Source organism: Tenacibaculum amylolyticum, from assembly GCF_964511145.1.
GTDB classification, from domain to species: domain Bacteria; phylum Bacteroidota; class Bacteroidia; order Flavobacteriales; family Flavobacteriaceae; genus Polaribacter; species Polaribacter amylolyticum.
In genome coordinates this window covers 208,183-225,013 of sequence record NZ_CAZEFZ010000063.1, presented here as the reverse complement: position 1 = coordinate 225,013, position 16,831 = coordinate 208,183, and the positions used below count along the sequence as shown (strand labels likewise).

General features: G+C 30.7%; 14 protein-coding genes. 8 read left to right on the top strand and 6 right to left on the bottom strand.

What is annotated here, in order from left to right; all coding sequences use genetic code 11:
- The first annotated feature begins 17 nt into the window (after window positions 1-17).
- Window positions 18-1,526 (top strand): choice-of-anchor Q domain-containing protein, encoded by a 1,509-nt coding sequence (locus ACKTTC_RS14155; RefSeq protein WP_408040493.1) that lies wholly within the window; start codon window positions 18-20, stop codon window positions 1,524-1,526.
- A gap of 199 nt (window positions 1,527-1,725) precedes the next feature.
- Here the strand turns inward: ACKTTC_RS14155 and ACKTTC_RS14150 are convergent, their stop codons facing one another.
- Both ACKTTC_RS14150 and ACKTTC_RS14145 read right to left on the bottom strand, forming a co-directional pair.
- Entirely contained in the window at window positions 1,726-2,736 is a 1,011-nt protein-coding gene (locus tag ACKTTC_RS14150) for a hypothetical protein (protein WP_408040492.1), read from the bottom strand.
- Window positions 2,737-2,787: 51 nt separating this feature from the next.
- A complete protein-coding gene (locus ACKTTC_RS14145) occupies window positions 2,788-4,071 on the bottom strand; it encodes a metal-dependent hydrolase family protein (protein WP_408040491.1) in 1,284 nt (427 codons plus the stop codon).
- Between the two features lie 90 nt (window positions 4,072-4,161).
- Here ACKTTC_RS14145 and ACKTTC_RS14140 point away from each other — a divergent pair, with 90 nt between their 5' ends.
- The 5 genes from ACKTTC_RS14140 (at window position 4,162) to ACKTTC_RS14120 (ending at window position 9,720) form a co-directional block, all read left to right on the top strand.
- Window positions 4,162-5,154: a YjgN family protein gene (locus tag ACKTTC_RS14140; protein WP_408040490.1), complete on the top strand. Its 993-nt coding sequence runs from the start codon at window positions 4,162-4,164 to the stop codon at window positions 5,152-5,154.
- A 20-nt stretch (window positions 5,155-5,174) separates the two neighbouring features.
- Window positions 5,175-5,858, top strand: a complete 684-nt coding sequence (locus ACKTTC_RS14135) for an SDR family NAD(P)-dependent oxidoreductase (protein ID WP_408040489.1) — start codon at window positions 5,175-5,177, stop codon at window positions 5,856-5,858.
- 77 nt (window positions 5,859-5,935) lie between these two features.
- Window positions 5,936-6,526 carry a SprT-like domain-containing protein gene (locus ACKTTC_RS14130; protein ID WP_408040488.1) on the top strand — a complete coding sequence of 197 codons (591 nt, stop codon included), beginning with the start codon at window positions 5,936-5,938 and terminating at the stop codon, window positions 6,524-6,526.
- A gap of 15 nt (window positions 6,527-6,541) precedes the next feature.
- Complete coding sequence (locus tag ACKTTC_RS14125) at window positions 6,542-7,612, top strand: mannose-1-phosphate guanylyltransferase (protein WP_408040487.1); 1,071 nt, start codon at window positions 6,542-6,544, stop codon at window positions 7,610-7,612.
- 218 nt (window positions 7,613-7,830) lie between these two features.
- Window positions 7,831-9,720: a hypothetical protein gene (locus tag ACKTTC_RS14120; RefSeq protein WP_408040486.1), complete on the top strand. Its 1,890-nt coding sequence runs from the start codon at window positions 7,831-7,833 to the stop codon at window positions 9,718-9,720.
- A gap of 459 nt (window positions 9,721-10,179) precedes the next feature.
- Here ACKTTC_RS14120 and lpxK read toward each other — a convergent pair whose 3' ends face one another.
- Window positions 10,180-11,202, bottom strand: coding sequence for a tetraacyldisaccharide 4'-kinase (lpxK, locus tag ACKTTC_RS14115; protein WP_408040485.1), 1,023 nt, complete (start codon window positions 11,200-11,202; stop codon window positions 10,180-10,182).
- A 52-nt stretch (window positions 11,203-11,254) separates the two neighbouring features.
- On the opposite strand from lpxK, the gene ACKTTC_RS14110 reads away from it, so the two are divergent.
- Complete coding sequence (locus tag ACKTTC_RS14110; RefSeq protein ID WP_408040484.1) at window positions 11,255-12,349, top strand: Nif3-like dinuclear metal center hexameric protein; 1,095 nt, start codon at window positions 11,255-11,257, stop codon at window positions 12,347-12,349.
- Between the two features lie 6 nt (window positions 12,350-12,355).
- Window positions 12,356-13,126: a zinc ribbon domain-containing protein gene (locus ACKTTC_RS14105; protein ID WP_408040483.1), complete on the top strand. Its 771-nt coding sequence runs from the start codon at window positions 12,356-12,358 to the stop codon at window positions 13,124-13,126.
- A 128-nt stretch (window positions 13,127-13,254) separates the two neighbouring features.
- On the opposite strand, the gene ACKTTC_RS14100 is transcribed toward ACKTTC_RS14105, so the two are convergent.
- From ACKTTC_RS14100 to hisS, 3 genes are all read right to left on the bottom strand, one after another.
- A complete protein-coding gene (locus tag ACKTTC_RS14100; RefSeq protein ID WP_408040482.1) occupies window positions 13,255-14,142 on the bottom strand; it encodes a peptidoglycan-binding domain-containing protein in 888 nt (295 codons plus the stop codon).
- Window positions 14,143-14,491: 349 nt separating this feature from the next.
- On the bottom strand, window positions 14,492-15,181 hold the full coding sequence (folE, locus tag ACKTTC_RS14095; RefSeq protein WP_408040481.1) for a GTP cyclohydrolase I FolE: 690 nt from the start codon (window positions 15,179-15,181) through the stop codon (window positions 14,492-14,494).
- Window positions 15,182-15,230: 49 nt separating this feature from the next.
- Entirely contained in the window at window positions 15,231-16,595 is a 1,365-nt protein-coding gene (gene hisS / locus ACKTTC_RS14090) for a histidine--tRNA ligase (protein ID WP_408040480.1), read from the bottom strand.
- Window positions 16,596-16,831 lie beyond the last annotated feature (236 nt).

The following is a 16,831-nucleotide window of genomic DNA, read 5'->3' as shown; positions in this document are numbered from 1 at the left end:
CCTAACCCCCATATATAATGAAGTACTTACAGTCTGTTTTAATCATAATCATAATTATTGCAATAAGCTCATGTAGAAAAGATTTCAGTACTGTTAGTAGCTTCGGAAGACTAGAGTTTTCTAAAGACACAGTGTTCTTAGACACTATTTTCACCAATATAGGTTCTTCTACTTATAATTTAAAAGTTTATAATAGAAGTGATCAAGCAATTAGTATTCCTGAAATTCGTCTAGAAAATGGTCCTACATCGAATTATCGTTTAAATGTTGATGGAATACCTGGGAAAACTTTTCAAGATGTTGAAATTTTAGCACAAGACAGCATTTTTGTGTTTATAGAAACTACCATTGATTTTAACCAAGTTCCAGATCCTCTATACACTGATAAAATTTTATTTGATAATGGTACCAATCAACAAGATGTTGATCTAGTTACACTTGTTCAAGATGCCACATTTATCTTTCCTGGACGAGATCCCATCACATTAGAAATTGACAACTTATCTTTAGACGGTCAGAGCACTACTACTCAAGGACGATTTTTAGAAGATAGTGAACTTACTTTCACTAAAGACAAACCTTATGTTATTTATGGTTATGCTGCAGTTCCTGCTAACAAAACACTTACTATAGAAGCTGGTGCTAAACTCCATTTCCATAGTAATTCTGGATTAATTATTGATAGAGAAGCAACATTAAAAGTAAATGGAACTTTAGATGAAAAGGTAAGTTTTGAAGGAGATAGATTAGAACAAGGTTTTGATAATGTTCCAGGACAGTGGGGAACTATATGGATGCGTGCTGGTAGTAGAGATAATGAAATAAATCATTCTATTATAAAGAACGGTGTTGTTGGTGTTTTAGTAGATAGTATTGGGTCTGATACTACTCCAACATTAAAAATTCAAAATTCTGAGATTTACAACCAATCTAGTTTTGGAATCTTAGGTAGAGAAGCAAATATTGAAGGAAATAACTTGGTTATTGGAGATGCTGGCCAAGTATCTTTTGCAGGAACAGTTGGTGGCACCTATAATCTTGATCATTGTACATTTGCAAACTATTGGAGCAATAGCCTTAGAACACTTCCTGCTGTTTTAATCAACAACTTTTTTACTTTCCAAAATGCTCAAGGTCAAAATATAATTGGAACTGCAGATTTAAAAGCTGCAAATTTCACTAATTGTATTATATACGGTAATAACAATATTGAATTTGTATTAGACAGAGCCGTTGGTAGTAGTTTTAATTACATGATTGAAAACTGTTTAATTCAGTTTGATGATTTTAATGGTTCTTTTGCTAATAATAATGAATTGAACTTTACTGACACAACACATTATCTAAACAATATTATCAATCAAAATCCAGACTTCAAAACTCCTTTTGAAGAAGATTTTAGAATTGGTGCAAATAGCCCAGCAATAAATAAAGCAAAAGCTTCTCCTATTTCATTAGACATACTTGGTGTTAGTAGAACTGCTGCTCCTGATATTGGTGCTTATCAACACATTACATTTAACTAATCTTATATTTTCACTTAACTATACTTATACTACCATTCATCGAAATTTAGACTTTAATACATACATCTAAATTAACTTTGCTGTAAAGTTTGTTTCATTATAATAATTATTTATAATAGTTAATTTGGTTTGTTAAGGACTATTTGTTGTGAGGATAACGAGTAGTCCTTTTTTATTTTAAATAAAATTTTTTACTGTTTTAAGCCTCCCCTATCAATTCTTCGATCCTTTTTTGAAACGCTATTTTATCGTCTATTATAAAGGCCAAAGCCTTAGCTTTCTTTTGTTTTCCATATAAACTTTCATAATCCACGGGTTCTTTAAAGGATAAAACTATATTATGTCCACTCAAACTACCTATAAAAGAAAAATATTGAATATTAGGATTTTTTAAATCTGCTGTAGAAACTTTTATCAATTTAATATTTTCTAAAGCAATAGTAGCTTTTCCTACTATTCCAAATTGCAATATCAATTTCTTATTTTTCTCATCGATATAAATAGGTCTTTTAGATATCGTTTTATATATGGCAATAATTTGCAACAATGTATAAATACTTAATAAGTTTGTTATCCACGCTAATACAACATTACTCTTCATTAAGAACGCATGCAATACGAAAGTTTCTATGATGAGTATTAAAGTAAAACCTAGAAATATTCCTTTATAGGTTCCTTCTTTATGATATGAATATTCATCTGCTTTTAATTGTGTGTTTTTCCAGCTGAAAAAAGTGTAATAAAAAACACTTATTTCTGTAGCTAAAAATGTTGCCAATGACTTTGGTAACACTTCATGACATGCTACGGTAATTGCATCAAAAAAATCTCCTTTACCTTCATTTTTATGAATGGACTTATATAGTAACCTTGCTTTATAAACTACAAAGCTAATCACACAAATTTCTATTACTGGAACAATAAAACTTTTGATGACTTCAAGAAAGAATTGGTCTTTTTTAGGAAGTACATAACTACCAATTACAGTACCCATTACAAAAATACTTAGAACCGTAATCTTACTAACCTCTTTCTTTCTAATTGATAAGAAATATAGAAAAGGTATTGTTACTAATAAATCAAAAACAATAAAACCAGATATACTAGATGAATAGTAATTCGATTGGATTAATAACGTAAGTAGTAGCCACAAAAAAACAGGTATCATTATTACATAATACCTGTTCATATATTTATTTAATCCGTACATAAGACTTAGTTTTACATCTAATAAGTCTATGTAAAGTTAATTTTGTTACAATTATTCTTGTTTAAAAACAGTTCCGTTTTTCATTACAAAAACAACATTTTCCATTGTATCAATATTTTTCGTTGGATCATCGTTTACTGCAATAATATCTGCATAAAAACCTTTTTTAACCTGTCCAATTTCATCATCCATTTTTAAAATTTTAGCATTCGTTACTGTTGCAGATTGTATTGTTTCCATTGCTGGCATTCCAGCTTCAACCATATATCCAAACTCTTTTGCATTATTACCATGTTTAAACACTCCTGCATCTGTACCAAAAGCAATACCAACACCTCTCTTATATGCTTTTGCAAAAGTCCCTTGAATTTGTGGTCCAACTGCTAATGCTTTAGGAACAACAATTGCTGGATAATATCCTTTTACTTTTGCCTTCTCCTCTACTTCTTTTCCTGCAGTGATAGTAGGCACTAAATACACATCATTTTTCTTCATTAAGTCCATCGTTGCTTCACTCATATATGTTCCATGTTCTATGGTTTTTACACCTCCAATAATTGCTCTCTGCATTCCTTCATCTCCATGAGCATGTGCCGCAACATGCATTCCATAATCTTTAGCTGTATCGCAAATTGCTTTTACTTCCTCAATAGTAAATTGTGGATTATCTCCACTTTTTGCAACACTTAACACACCTCCTGTAGCCGTAATCTTAATACAATCTGCTCCATTTTTATATCGTTGACGTACTGCTTTTTTAGCATCTTCTACACTATTTACTACGCCTTCTTTAGGTCCTGGATCTCCAACAATTACACGTCTACTTCCATTGGTAGGATCTGCGTGTCCTCCAGTAGTTGCCAATGCTTTTCCAGCTGTAAACACTCTTGGACCTGGAATCTTATTAGCATCAATTGCTTTTTTTATAGAAATGTTTACACCAGTTCCTCCCAAATCTCTTACTGTTGTAAATCCTTTTAAAAGTGTTGTTTTAGCAAACCCAACCGAATTAAATGCTATATCTGCTTCATCTAAAATATAACGTTCTAAGCGCGTTCTTGGTCCAAATTCATTTTCAATATGCACATGCATATCTATTAAACCAGGCATAACAACTTTATTTTTTAAGTCAATTACTTTAGCTTTTGCATCTCTTGGAATTACATAGCCATCTATAACATTTGCAATCTTATTTTTAGTAACAACAATCGTTTGTTTTGTTTTTATTTTTCCTGACTTTGTATCAATTAGTTTCCCTGCTAATATATAAGTAGTTTGTGCAAAGAAACTATGAAAAGCCATTAGAAAAAGGCAGCATAATACTATTTTTTTCATCGTAATAATGGTTTTAGGATTCTAAAAATAGAGAATTTCATATTAAAAAGACAAAAGTTGTGTAACAGAAAATAAAATCGCACATTTGATATGTATTATCGCAAACAAGTTACTATGGAGCCTATATATGGACGTTCAAACGATAGAAAACGTTTTAATTATTTTGGTAAAGGAAGTGAATTTGCTCTTCTTTTCTTTAAAAATTTCTTGCTAACTATTATAACTCTTGGACTTTATTATCCTTGGGCAAGAGTTGCTATATTATCATATCATTACCAAGCTACAGAATTTGATAAAAATCGCTTTCAATTACATGCTACTGGAGCAGAAGTTTTTAAAGGATATGTAAAAGTATATGCTGTATTTTTTGTTTTGTATGCTTTTCTAATCTATGGTTCTTTATCTAACAATCCAGTAACAGCAAGTATTGCGCTAGGTGTTTTTTATTTATTCATTATTCTATTAATTCCTTTTGCAATTCATGGAGCTGTTCGTTATAAGAGTTCTAAAAGTTCTTGGAAAGGTATTCATTTTACCTACTTAGGAGATAAAATAGAATTATTCTGGAAATGTATTATTGGTATTTTATTAACTATACTTACACTGGGTATTTATGGAGCTTGGTTTAGTGTTGATTTAAGACAATATATCATTAGTCATTTACGATTTGGAAATCTATCCTTTAATTTTAAAGGAAAAGGAGAAACTTACTTTTGGATCAATTTAAAATTCTTCTTTTTATTCTATTTAACATTAGGAATTTATACATTTTGGTATGTAAAAGAGCTAGCCGCTTTTTATGCAGATAATACTGAAATTACTCAAAACGGGAAAAAGGTAAACTTTAGATTCAATGTAAAAGCTGGAGATGTATTTGAGCTATTAATCATCAACTTTTTCCTTATTATACTTACACTAGGATTAGCAACACCATGGGCAATTGTTAGAACACTAAAATTCTTATTTAGATTTTTAGAAATTGAAGGCTTAGATACCAATGCTATCCAGAAAGTTAATTATGATGACTATAAAGATGCTAGTGGAGAAAGCTATTTAGACTTCTTAGACATTGATCTTTTATAAATTAAAACACTACACAATTCATGAAAAAAAATATTGTCATTACTGGAACTAGTAGAGGAATTGGTTTTCAGTTGGCACAACAATTTGCAAAAGCAGGTCATAAAGTAATTGCTTTATCTAGAAATAGTGAACCTTTAGTAGCTGTTAATAATGAAAATATTACTGCTATTTCTATAGACTTAACGGAAGAAAGTGATCTTGCCAAGGCAGGGAAAATTATTTCTGAAAGTTTTAAGCAAGTAGATATTTTAATTCATAATGCAGGTTTACTCGTTAACAAACCTTTTCAACAATTAACTTCAGAAGATTTTCAAAAAGTATATCAGGTAAATGTATTTGCTGTAGCAACACTTACTCAAAATTTACTTCCACTTATGAAAGCCGGAAGTCATGTTATTACAGTAAGTAGTATGGGAGGTATACAAGGTAGTATGAAATTTCCTGGTTTAGCAGCATATAGTTCAGCAAAAGGCGCTGTAATTACTTTATCTGAATTATTAGCAGAAGAATACAAAGAACAGCAAATAGCTTTTAACGTATTAGCTTTAGGTGCAGTACAAACAGAAATGTTAGAAGAAGCTTTCCCTGGCTATAAAGCTCCGTTAACAGCAAATGAAATGGCAGATTATATCTACAATTTTGCATTAACCGGGCATAAATTTTATAATGGTAAAGTATTACAAGTTTCTAGTTCTACACCATAATTTTACAACCTAAAAAATACAACAAAACATTAATTAGAATATCTCACTAATTAATTTCCTTTTTGTATCTTAAAACTTTGAGAAATACATTATTAAAATATATTCCAGAAAAAGCCATTCCATTAGTCATTTACTTGATTAAGGAGCATAAAATAAATTTAAAAATAGTTAGCCAACGACAATCAAAACACGGTGATTTTAGAGCTTTACCTAATGGTGAAACTCAAATTACTGTAAACAACAACTTAAATAAATATCAGTTTTTATTAACGTTAGTTCATGAAATTGCACACCATGTTACCTATAAGAAATTTGGTAGAGTGCAACCACATGGAAAAGAATGGAAAACAGTATTTCAGCATTTGATGCTACCTTTTTTACGACCTGATATTTACCCTAAGGAAATGTTACCATACTTGGCTAATTATTTTAAAAATCCGAAAGCCAGTACAGATACAGATGCAAAATTATCTTTAGCATTGCGTGGTGGTATGGCAGAACCGGGAAAGAGTTTTATATTTGAAATTCCTAACGGAAGTATTTTTCGTTATAAAAACATCCCATACAAACGCGGTAACAAGCGAAGAACGCGCTATGAGTGCACTAATTTAAATACCAATCGCGTTTATCTTTTTAACCAAAATGTTGAAGTTTTACTTTTAGAGTAATAAACCTACATATTTATGAAAAATAACTATTACGCAGTAATTATGGCTGGCGGAGTCGGTTCTAGATTTTGGCCAGTGAGCACACAAAAATTTCCTAAGCAATTTCATGATATGCTAGGTACTGGACAATCTTTAATTCAAAGAACATTCGAACGAATTAATGAATTAGTTCCTACAAGTAATATTTTAATTGCTACGAATGAGAATTATGAGAAACTTGTGTTACAACAATTGCCTCAACTCAATAATAAGCAACTTTTATTAGAACCTGCTATGCGAAATACAGCTCCTTGTATTTTATATGCAGCACTTAAAATATATGACACAAATCCAGATGCTGTAATTTTAGTAGCACCATCAGATCACTGGATTAAAGATGAAGGGGAATTCCTTAGAAACATTCAAACTTCTTTTGAAGCATGTTCTAAAGATGATATTTTAATGACTTTAGGTATTCAACCAGATCATCCAAATACAGGATATGGATATATTCAGTATGAACAAAATGATGCAGAAATAAAAAAGGTAAAAAACTTTACTGAAAAACCAAATCTTGAAACTGCTAAAGAGTTTTTAGATAGTGGTGATTATTTATGGAACGCTGGAATTTTTGTTTGGTCTGCGAAAAGTATTATTGAAGCTTTTAAAAAGTATTTACCTGAAATGGTAAACATACTAGATTCAGAGAAATATAATACTGAAAATGAACGTGGTTTCATCAATAAAAACTACGATAAATCGCAAAATATTTCTATCGACTTTGGAATCATGGAACGTGCAGAAAATGTTCATGTATTACCTGTAGATTTTGGTTGGAACGATTTAGGAACTTGGGGTTCTTTATACGGAAAACTTAAGAAGGATGATCATGAAAATGCCGTTGTAGGTGCTAATGCTATTTTCAGAAATGCAAAAGGTAACATGATTAGAACAGAGAATGGAAAACGTGTTATTATTCAAGGACTCGAAGACTATATTGTTGTAGAGAAAAAAGATATTATTTTGATTTGCCCAAGGGAAGACGACCAAGACATAAAGCAAATCATGGCCGAAGCCAGAGATAATTTTGGTAAAAAATACGTGTAAAATTATCTAAACACTACACTTTATCTTATAAAAACGGTTGTTATTTCATAACCTATCTGACTGTTTTTTAACCTATTCCCTAACGTTTAAAGCTAAAAAATTTAAATTAAACACAATTTTGTATTAGCTTTGCCGTTAGGGAATAAGAATTGATTTTTTCAATTCAGGGATTATAAACAGAAAAAAGCCTTAGATCATTGATTCTAAGGTGGGGAAAAATGAAAAACAAACTTTTATTACTCTCGTTTGCTATTTCTATAATAGCAAGCGCGCAGCAACATACCTATGGTATTTATTTTCCTGATGGGGACAGGGAAACAAAATGTAACGCTTTTACAAAGGTTTTTAAACAAAAACCTAACGAGGTTAGCTTTGGTGTACGATTAATAGAAAACAAAATCTATTTTGAAGTAAACAATCAAAGCTGGTACTACGCACTTTTTAAAGAACCTGGTGATGGAATTGCCGTAGACATCGTCTTAAAAGAACGTTATTCTTGCAACAAAGAAGTAACACCGAAACAAGTAAGAGGTGTTTTATTACCACCTGTATACAATATTAAAGCTTTAGGAAAACTCAAAAGAGTTAAAAGGAATCGATATAGAGTATATATAGGTAAAGTACCTCCTAATCTACAAAAGAAAGATATTGAATTTAACTTACTTTTCTTACACAACAAAGCTTTTTGTAAGTATTATACCATCTATAACTTAGAGAAATATCCTAGAGATTTACTAGATATGGGAATCTATTTAGATGATATAACGTACAACAATAAGAAAATCACTTCTAATAAAAGGAATCTTGTTACTAAGTATAAAAAGCTCACTTTTTCTATTCCTTTTGAAAAGGATAAATCTGAATACAAACCTGAAGATATTAAACCTTTGTATGATTCTTTACAGTTAACAGATTATCATATTAAGAAAATAGATATTAAAGCATACGCTTCTGTAGAAGGTAGTATTGAACGTAATACGGAATTACAAAAACAACGTGCTACTAGTATTGCAGGGTCATTACAATCATTTCAACAGCCAGATATTTTAACAAAAATCTCTACTTCAGAAAATTGGGTAGAGTTTTTTAACGACATCAAGAAAACAAGGCATAAAAAGTTAATTTCTTTATCCAAGAAAAAAGTAAAAGCAAAACTTGTACATGAGTATGCAGCAAGTTTAGAACCTATTTTACGAAACCACAGAAAAGCAGTTGTGGTTCTTTCCTTAGAAAAAAAAGATCAATACAAGGAATTACATGTAGATCAATTAATAACACTATTTAATAAAGCTGTTGTAAAAGATCAATTAACAGAAGCTAGTCATATTCAAAATTCTATTTTAGAAAGAGTTCGTAATGATTTATCTCCTACGCCTCTTAAAAAGATGAAAATTCCTAAAAAGAAAAAGTATGTAAAGTTACTAGCAAAGAACTGTATTATTAAATATTTAATTAATTTAAGACAAACCTTAAATGTTGAAAAGGAGTTGTTAGCCTTAGAAAAATTAGAACCTAACAACAAACGTATTAAGTATAATTTAGCAGTACTAAAGTTCATTGTTTGGAAAAATAGAGCAAGAAAAATAGATAGAGATCAATTTAAAAGAGAAATTCTTAATCTTAAGAAATATGGAATTTCTCAAGATTTGGTTGATAAAATGATTATCAACTTTCATATTGTAAAAGCTATGGAAGATATGCGTAAGAACGACCTTAAAGGAAAAGATACTTCTGTAGCATATGTATTAAAATCTTGCGAAAAAATTCCTTTATCAGATTTTGATTACTTAAATCTTTCTCAGTTTTTAACGTACTATGGAACTGTTTACGACGCTATAGATATTTTAAAAAGTAAGGTAAAAGAAATTACTGTAGATGAAGATTTATTATTCTACTATCTCAATTTAACGATTACTAAAAATGAGCTGACAAAAACAAAAGTATATCGAATGATTATGCTGAATGCGATTAACATGAATCAAAAGCGTTTTTGTAGACTTTTCAATTCTGCTCTTAAAAAAGGAGTTACATTTCAGTTATTAGAAGATGATTATTTAAGAGCCACTTATTGTGAGAATTGTACTAATAGTGATCAGAAAGGAATATAAATAAATTAATTTATTAAGAACATTTGTTTTATAATTTTGAATACTAAGGAAATTTGAAGGATAACCACCTTTAGTTTCCTTATTTTTTTATATAATTAGAAAATTCCTTTCTATTTTTTTCGGTTCTTTTCAGGAGTTACTTAGGGTTACATTTTTCTATGCTGCCTATATTTTTGTTTTATCTTTTGTTATTCTGAACAAAGTGAAGAATTTCTTTCTAACAAAACGTTATTTGCAATAGATCCTTCGTTTCACTCAGGATGACATTGATGTTCCTTTTGTCATTCTGAACATAGTGAAGAATCTTTTAAAAAGAGAATTTAGTTCTTACCGACAGATCCTTCAATCCTCCTTCGATAAAACTCAGGAATCTCTCAGGATGACATAATTTGCTATTATGAATACATTAAAAATTTAGTTTACAAAAAAACACTTTTCTATATAAACTCATTGTTTCACTCAAAAACTCCTAACAAACTCCTCTACTTGCATATTAAAACCTTCTTCGTTTTTTATAAACTCAGTACGGATTTCTATGTAGAACACATTTGCTAATTTACCTTGTAAACGCACATAGTCTTTTTCTGTAGTTAGGATTATTCCATCTTCATTTAATTGCTTTCGCGTTGCTTCTATTTTCAAAATATCTTGCGAAGAAAAATGATGATGATCTGGGAATTTTACATGTTTATATTCGATTTCTTTTTCATCTAAATACGATAACAATGGTGTTGGATTCGCTATTCCCGTTACTAAGGTTACTTTTTCATCTTTTAAATCAGTAATATTTATAGCTTTCTCTTCCCCTTTTATATCTTCATCATAAGAAATTGTTGTAAAAAACACTTGTTGTTCTGGCAACACTTTTAATTGCTTTTTTATCTTTTCTCGCTCAATATCAGACATGTCTGATGGACATTTTGTTACTACAATACTTTTTGCTCGTTTTGCTCCACTCCTACTTTCTCTTAAATTTCCTGTAGGCAACAAAAAGTCTTTGCTATACAAATCGTTGTATTTTGTTAGTAAAATATAGTGTCCTGCATTTACTTTTCTATGCTGAAATGCATCGTCTAACAACACAATATCAGGCTGTATTAATTCTTGTAGTTTTTGTATTCCTTCTGTTCTATTTACATCAACAGCTACATGTATACCCTTAAATTTTGAATAGAATTGTAATGGCTCGTCTCCAACATCTTCAGCAGTATGTGAATCATTTACTAATTGAAATCCTTTTGTTTTTCGCTTGTAACCTCTACTCAATACTGCTATTTTATAATCATCTTTTAACAATCGAATTAAATATTCTATTTGAGGCGTTTTTCCTGTTCCCCCAACACTTAAATTTCCTACAGCAATTACTGGGATTTTAAATGACGTAGATTTTAAAATTCCTCTATCAAAAAAAAGGTTACGAATGCTCGTAATTATATCGTATATAATTGCGAACGGAAATAATAAAAAACGAACTAATTTCATCAGAACGAAAATACATTAAATATCTTAACTTTGATCTTTACAAATGCATACTATGATCATAAGAGATATTACAAATTATATAGAAGAACTGGCTCCTTTAGCCTATGCAGAAGATTTTGATAATGTTGGTTTGTTAGTTGGTTCTTACAATACAGAAGTAACTGGCGTTTTAGTCACGCTAGACACTTTAGAACAAACAGTAGATGAAGCTATTGCTAATAACTGTAATCTTATTGTTAGTTTTCATCCTATCATTTTTGGAGGTTTAAAAAAGTTAAATGGCAACAATTATGTAGAAAGAACCGTATTAAAAGCGATTCAAAACAATATTGCTATTTATGCTACACATACTGCTTTAGACAATTCTAACAAAGGTGTATCTGCTAGAATGTGCGAAGTATTACAATTACAAAATACTAAAACCTTAATTCCTAAAAAAGGGATTATAAAGAAGTTAACGACTTATGTTCCGTATGCAGATGCAAATGATTTAAGACAACAGCTATTCAATGCAGGGGCAGGAACTATTGGTAATTACGATCTTTGCTCTTTTAATATTGAAGGAAAAGGTAGTTTTAGAGGTAATGAACATTCTAATCCAACTGTGGGTGAAAAAGGAGCATTACAATTTGAAGAAGAAACCTGTATTTCTGTCATTTTTGAAAGTTATTTAGAAGGAAAAGTTCTTTCTGCTTTGTTTAAAAATCATCCGTATGAAGAAGTTTCTTACGAAGTAATTACGTTAGATAATTATCATCAAAATGTAGGTATGGGAATGATTGGTGAATTTCCAGAGGCTATTGCTGAAAATGATTTTCTACAATTCGTAAAAAGTACTTTTAAAACAGATTGTGTTCGTCATTCTAAATTATTAAGCAAACCAATTAAAAAAGTAGCCGTATTAGGTGGTGCAGGAAGTTTTGCTATTTCTAATGCTATACGAGCTGGAGCTGATGCTTATGTAAGTGCTGATTTCAAATATCATGAATTTTACAAGGCCGAAAACAAGATTTTATTAGCAGATGTTGGTCATTATGAGAGCGAACAGTTTACAAAAAATCTTTTAGTTGAGTATCTTACAAAAAAATTCACTAGTTTTGCAATTATTTTAAGCGAAAAAAGTACGAATCCAATACATTATATTTAATAAACAATGGCAAAAAAAGAAGTAACGGTAGAACAGAAATTAAGAGCGTTGTATGATTTACAGTTAATTGATTCGAGAATTGATGAAATTAGAAGCGTTCGTGGTGAATTACCATTAGAAGTAGAAGATTTAGAAGATGACGTTGCCGGATTAAATACAAGACTTGCAAACTTAGCTCAAGATATTGATAATTTAAATACTGATATTAGTAACAAAAAATTAGCAATAGAAGAGTCTAAGAATTTAATTAAGAAGTACGAAGAACAACAAAAAAACGTACGTAACAACCGTGAGTTTGATTCTTTAAGTAAAGAAACTGAATATCAAGAGTTAGAAATTCAATTATCTGAAAAGAGAATTAAAGAATTCAAAGCTAAAATAGCCCAGAAAAAGCAGGTTGTAGAAGGTACTAAAGAAAAATTAGCTAGACAACAAGGTCACTTAAACGCTAAGAAATCTGAATTAGATGCGATCTTAAAAGAAACTGAGAAAGAAGAGAAATTATTAATTGAAAAATCTCAAGAATACTCAGAATCTATCGATAGACATTTATTAACTGCTTATAATAGAATTCGTAATAAAGTTAAAAACGGATTGGCTGTAGTTTCTATTGAGCGTGGTGCAGCTGGTGGATCTTTCTTCACTATTCCTCCACAAGTTCAATTAGAAATTGCCAACAGAAAGAAAATTACTATCGATGAGCACAGTGGTCGTATCTTAGTTGATGCTGCTTTAGCTGCTGAAGAAAAAGAGAAAATAGACAACTTATTTTCTTAATCGATATAAACATATTATGAGAAACTCGCCAAATTGGCGAGTTTTTTGTTTCTGAAAAAGAGTGTATAGATTACTTTTTAGTTTAAACATAAGATTCCTAATTTCATAGAAATGATATGTAAGAAAACTTATTCTGCTAAAACAGATTCTTTTGCCAACAGTGCTCTAATCATAACCGTTGCTGTACAAGCTCCGTAAACACCATCTGCTTTTAAGTTTTCATCTTCTTGAAATGCTTTTAACGCTTCTTTTGTTGCCTCATCAAAAACACCGTCTAATTCTTTAGAAAGATATCCTAATCTAATTAATGCTTTATTTAAATGTTTCACTTTACTTTTAGCACTCCCTTTTTTTAATGTATTTCCATTTAAAATAATTTCTCCAAACTCACGACTTTGAAATGGATCTAATACACTTAGTGTTACAAAAAACTTTGGAGTTCCCGCATATACATCTTTCCATTGTTTTGGATCGGCATTTTTATTCAACCATAAATCCATTACTTTTCCATCTCCTACATACATAACCATATGATGTCTTGCCCATCTAGAGTAATCTTTTGTACACTTGTAGTAACGCATCCATTTTTCTTTTCCTTCTCTTACATCAGAAAAGCTTTCTGTGCTATATAATAACATTCCTGGTTTTAATTCTATTCTACGATCTAATACTTGCTCGTAATAGCTTCCAGGATCGTTTTCTAAGTCAATTTCTCCATCCCCTCTATGAATGTATATAAAATAACGATTATCGCCTTCTATAGCGCTTTTTTCTATTCTGTCTGGATATCCGTTTTTATATCTAGCTTTTGCTTCTTTAATATCTTTTTCTGCACATACAATATGATGTGGTTTGGCATACAAAACTTGTGTTTCTGACCTTCCTCTACCTCCTTCTTTTTTAGAAATATGTCTTGCAGCTACTCCACAATCCATACGATCTCCTTTGGGCTTTTTTCTTTGTTCTTTAACTAGTTTTTTCCATTCCCTTATTAATTCTTTCGTTTCTGGTCTCATTCGTTTTTGTATTTAAGTTTGATTGTACTAAAAATACTTTCACTCATAATAAAATATGAAAGGGAAAAAGCTATTTCATTGTCAGGGAATTACTGTTGTTTTAATAAGGAAAATAACTTTAAACTTAAAGTTCTATATTAAAAGGTATGAAGGTTTTGTTTTACAAGGGACTGAAATCCCTTGGTTTTGGTTCAATTACTATTTATAATCATAACAATATTCAGTGCATTTAAATTGTAGATTATTTTGAATTTCTAAAAATACTACAAGCTATCCTAGAAGTTTAGAGCAATAAAAAAGTGCGGTAAAAACCGCACTTTGATATTATAAATGTATAACGAACAAAATTCTATTCGAAACTTGTATTCATTTTCAAGTAATCTAAAAACTCACGCTTGGTTTCTTTTTCTTTAAACTTCCCACCAAACTCAGCTGTTACTGTAGAACTTTCGATGTCTTTTACACCTCTAGAGTTTACACATAAGTGTTTTGCATCTATTACACAAGCCACATCTTCTGTTCCTAATGCTTCTTGCATAGCTTGTACTACTTGCATTGTTAAACGTTCTTGTACTTGTGGACGTTTTGCATAGTATTCTACAAGTCGGTTCATTTTAGATAAACCTATTACTTTTCCGTTAGAAATATATGCTACGTGTGCACGACCAACAATTGGTAATAAATGATGCTCGCAAGTTGAGTATACAACAATGTTTTTCTCAACTAACATTTCACCATAATTATAATTATTATCGAATGTAGAGGCTTTTGGTTTGTTCTCTGGGTTTAATCCCATGAATAGTTCATTTACAAAAGCTTTAGCTACACGTTTTGGAGTTCCTTGTAGGCTATCGTCTGTTAAGTCCATTCCTAAGGTTTCCAATATATCTTTTACACTTTCTTGAATTCTAGAAATCTTTTCTTCGTCCGAAATATCAAATGCATCAGCACGTAATGGAGTCGTAGCAGAAGTACCGATGTGGTTCTCCCCTATTTCATCAATTCTCTCGTCTTTCATATTAGTTGTAATCTCAAACATCTTTTTTTGTTTACTATTGTTATATAAAGATAAAACAAATGGATGTTTCTTAATGTATAATGTTAATTATTTCGTTTACTGTTAATAATTGTTGCTCTCGAGTTTCGCTGTTTTTCAGCATGAATTTATTGTCTTCTATGTCTGAAACCACAAACTCAATAGCTCTTTTATCTACATATTTCCACTGTTTTTTCTGCTGATTGTTACTCTTAGCAACATCAGGATATAATTCAGCTTTTACACCATTTGCTCTTAATTCATTTACTGCTTTCATTTTAAGTAAACTCTCGTTTTCATTAAAATTTAAGAACAGTACTTTTGGTTTTGGTAGTGCTACATCTTCAAACAATCCTAATTCTTCCATTACTAAGTAAATACGATCTAATCCAAACGAAATTCCTACACCACTTACGTCTTTCATTCCAAAGATTCCTGTTAAGTCATCGTATCTACCTCCACCACCAATAGAACCAATTTTCACTTCTTTTGGAGCTGCAACTTCATAAATAGCTCCTGTATAATAGTTCAATCCTCGTGCCAAAGTTACGTCTAAGTCTAAAGAGGCAGTTTCTAATCCTAATTCTTGTGCATTATACACTACAAAGCGTAATTCTTCTACTCCTTTAGTTCCTTCTTCAGATGTTGACAACATGGCAGCTAAGGCGTCTAATTTGTCTTCATTGGTTCCGGTAAACTCAAATAACGGTTGTACTTTTTCTATAGCTGTTTCTGCTATTCCTTTTGCTAGCATTTCCGCAACTACACCGTCTTTTCCTATTTTATCTAACTTATCTAAGGCTACCGTAAAATCGATTAATTTATCTTTTGCTCCAATTACTTCTGCAATTCCAGATAAAATTTTTCGATTATTGATTTTAATGGTCGTGCCTTTTACGTTTAACTTACTAAAAACTGCATCGTATAATTTTACAAATTCTACTTCTTGCCATAAAGAAGTGCTTCCTACCACATCTGCATCGCATTGATAGAACTCTCTATAACGTCCTTTTTGTGGTTTATCTGCTCTCCAAACTGGCTGAATTTGGTAACGTTTAAACGGAAATGTAATATCGTTTTGGTGCTGTACTACATAACGTGCAAAAGGTACAGTTAAATCGTAACGTAAGGCTTTTTCTGAAATCTGAGCCGTAAGCTTGTTACTATCTTTATCTTCTAAAACTTTATCATTTGCTTTATTAAGATAGTCTCCTGAATTAAGAATCTTAAAGATTAAACGATCTCCTTCTTCACCATATTTCCCCATAAGTGTTGATGAGTTTTCAAAACTTGGGGTTTCAATAGGTTGAAATCCGAATAGCTCGAAAGAATGCTTTATGGTATTAAATATAAAGTTTCTTCTGGCCACTTCTGTAGATGAAAAGTCTCTGGTTCCTTTTGGGATACTTGGTTTCATAACTATATAAATCTGTTTAAGATAGTAATCTGCATTATTTTAGCCTGCAAATATCCGAATTTATTGGCGGATTATGAAGTTTTATTTGTACATGTTTTTACTAAAAAAGTTGGAAGTTTTAAAAGATAAAAGATGTCATCTTGAGTACGCCCTGAGGCCGCTCGAAGGGAAAGCGAAAGATCTATCGGTAAGAATTAAATTCTGATATTAAAAATTCTTCACTCCCTTCGTTTATA

Bases quoted from the DNA above. Each gene is read 5' to 3' on its own strand.
- ACKTTC_RS14155 (WP_408040493.1), top strand. From the start codon at position 18: ATGAAGTACTTACAGTCTGTTTTAATCATAATCATAATTATTGCAATA.
- ACKTTC_RS14150 (WP_408040492.1), bottom strand. From the start codon at position 2,736: ATGTACGGATTAAATAAATATATGAACAGGTATTATGTAATAATGATA.
- ACKTTC_RS14145 (WP_408040491.1), bottom strand. From the start codon at position 4,071: ATGAAAAAAATAGTATTATGCTGCCTTTTTCTAATGGCTTTTCATAGT.
- ACKTTC_RS14140 (WP_408040490.1), top strand. From the start codon at position 4,162: ATGTATTATCGCAAACAAGTTACTATGGAGCCTATATATGGACGTTCA.
- ACKTTC_RS14135 (WP_408040489.1), top strand. From the start codon at position 5,175: ATGAAAAAAAATATTGTCATTACTGGAACTAGTAGAGGAATTGGTTTT.
- ACKTTC_RS14125 (WP_408040487.1), top strand. From the start codon at position 6,542: ATGAAAAATAACTATTACGCAGTAATTATGGCTGGCGGAGTCGGTTCT.
- ACKTTC_RS14120 (WP_408040486.1), top strand. From the start codon at position 7,831: ATGAAAAACAAACTTTTATTACTCTCGTTTGCTATTTCTATAATAGCA.
- lpxK (WP_408040485.1), bottom strand. From the start codon at position 11,202: ATGAAATTAGTTCGTTTTTTATTATTTCCGTTCGCAATTATATACGAT.
- ACKTTC_RS14110 (WP_408040484.1), top strand. From the start codon at position 11,255: ATGATCATAAGAGATATTACAAATTATATAGAAGAACTGGCTCCTTTA.
- ACKTTC_RS14105 (WP_408040483.1), top strand. From the start codon at position 12,356: ATGGCAAAAAAAGAAGTAACGGTAGAACAGAAATTAAGAGCGTTGTAT.
- ACKTTC_RS14100 (WP_408040482.1), bottom strand. From the start codon at position 14,142: ATGAGACCAGAAACGAAAGAATTAATAAGGGAATGGAAAAAACTAGTT.
- folE (WP_408040481.1), bottom strand. From the start codon at position 15,181: ATGTTTGAGATTACAACTAATATGAAAGACGAGAGAATTGATGAAATA.
- hisS (WP_408040480.1), bottom strand. From the start codon at position 16,595: ATGAAACCAAGTATCCCAAAAGGAACCAGAGACTTTTCATCTACAGAA.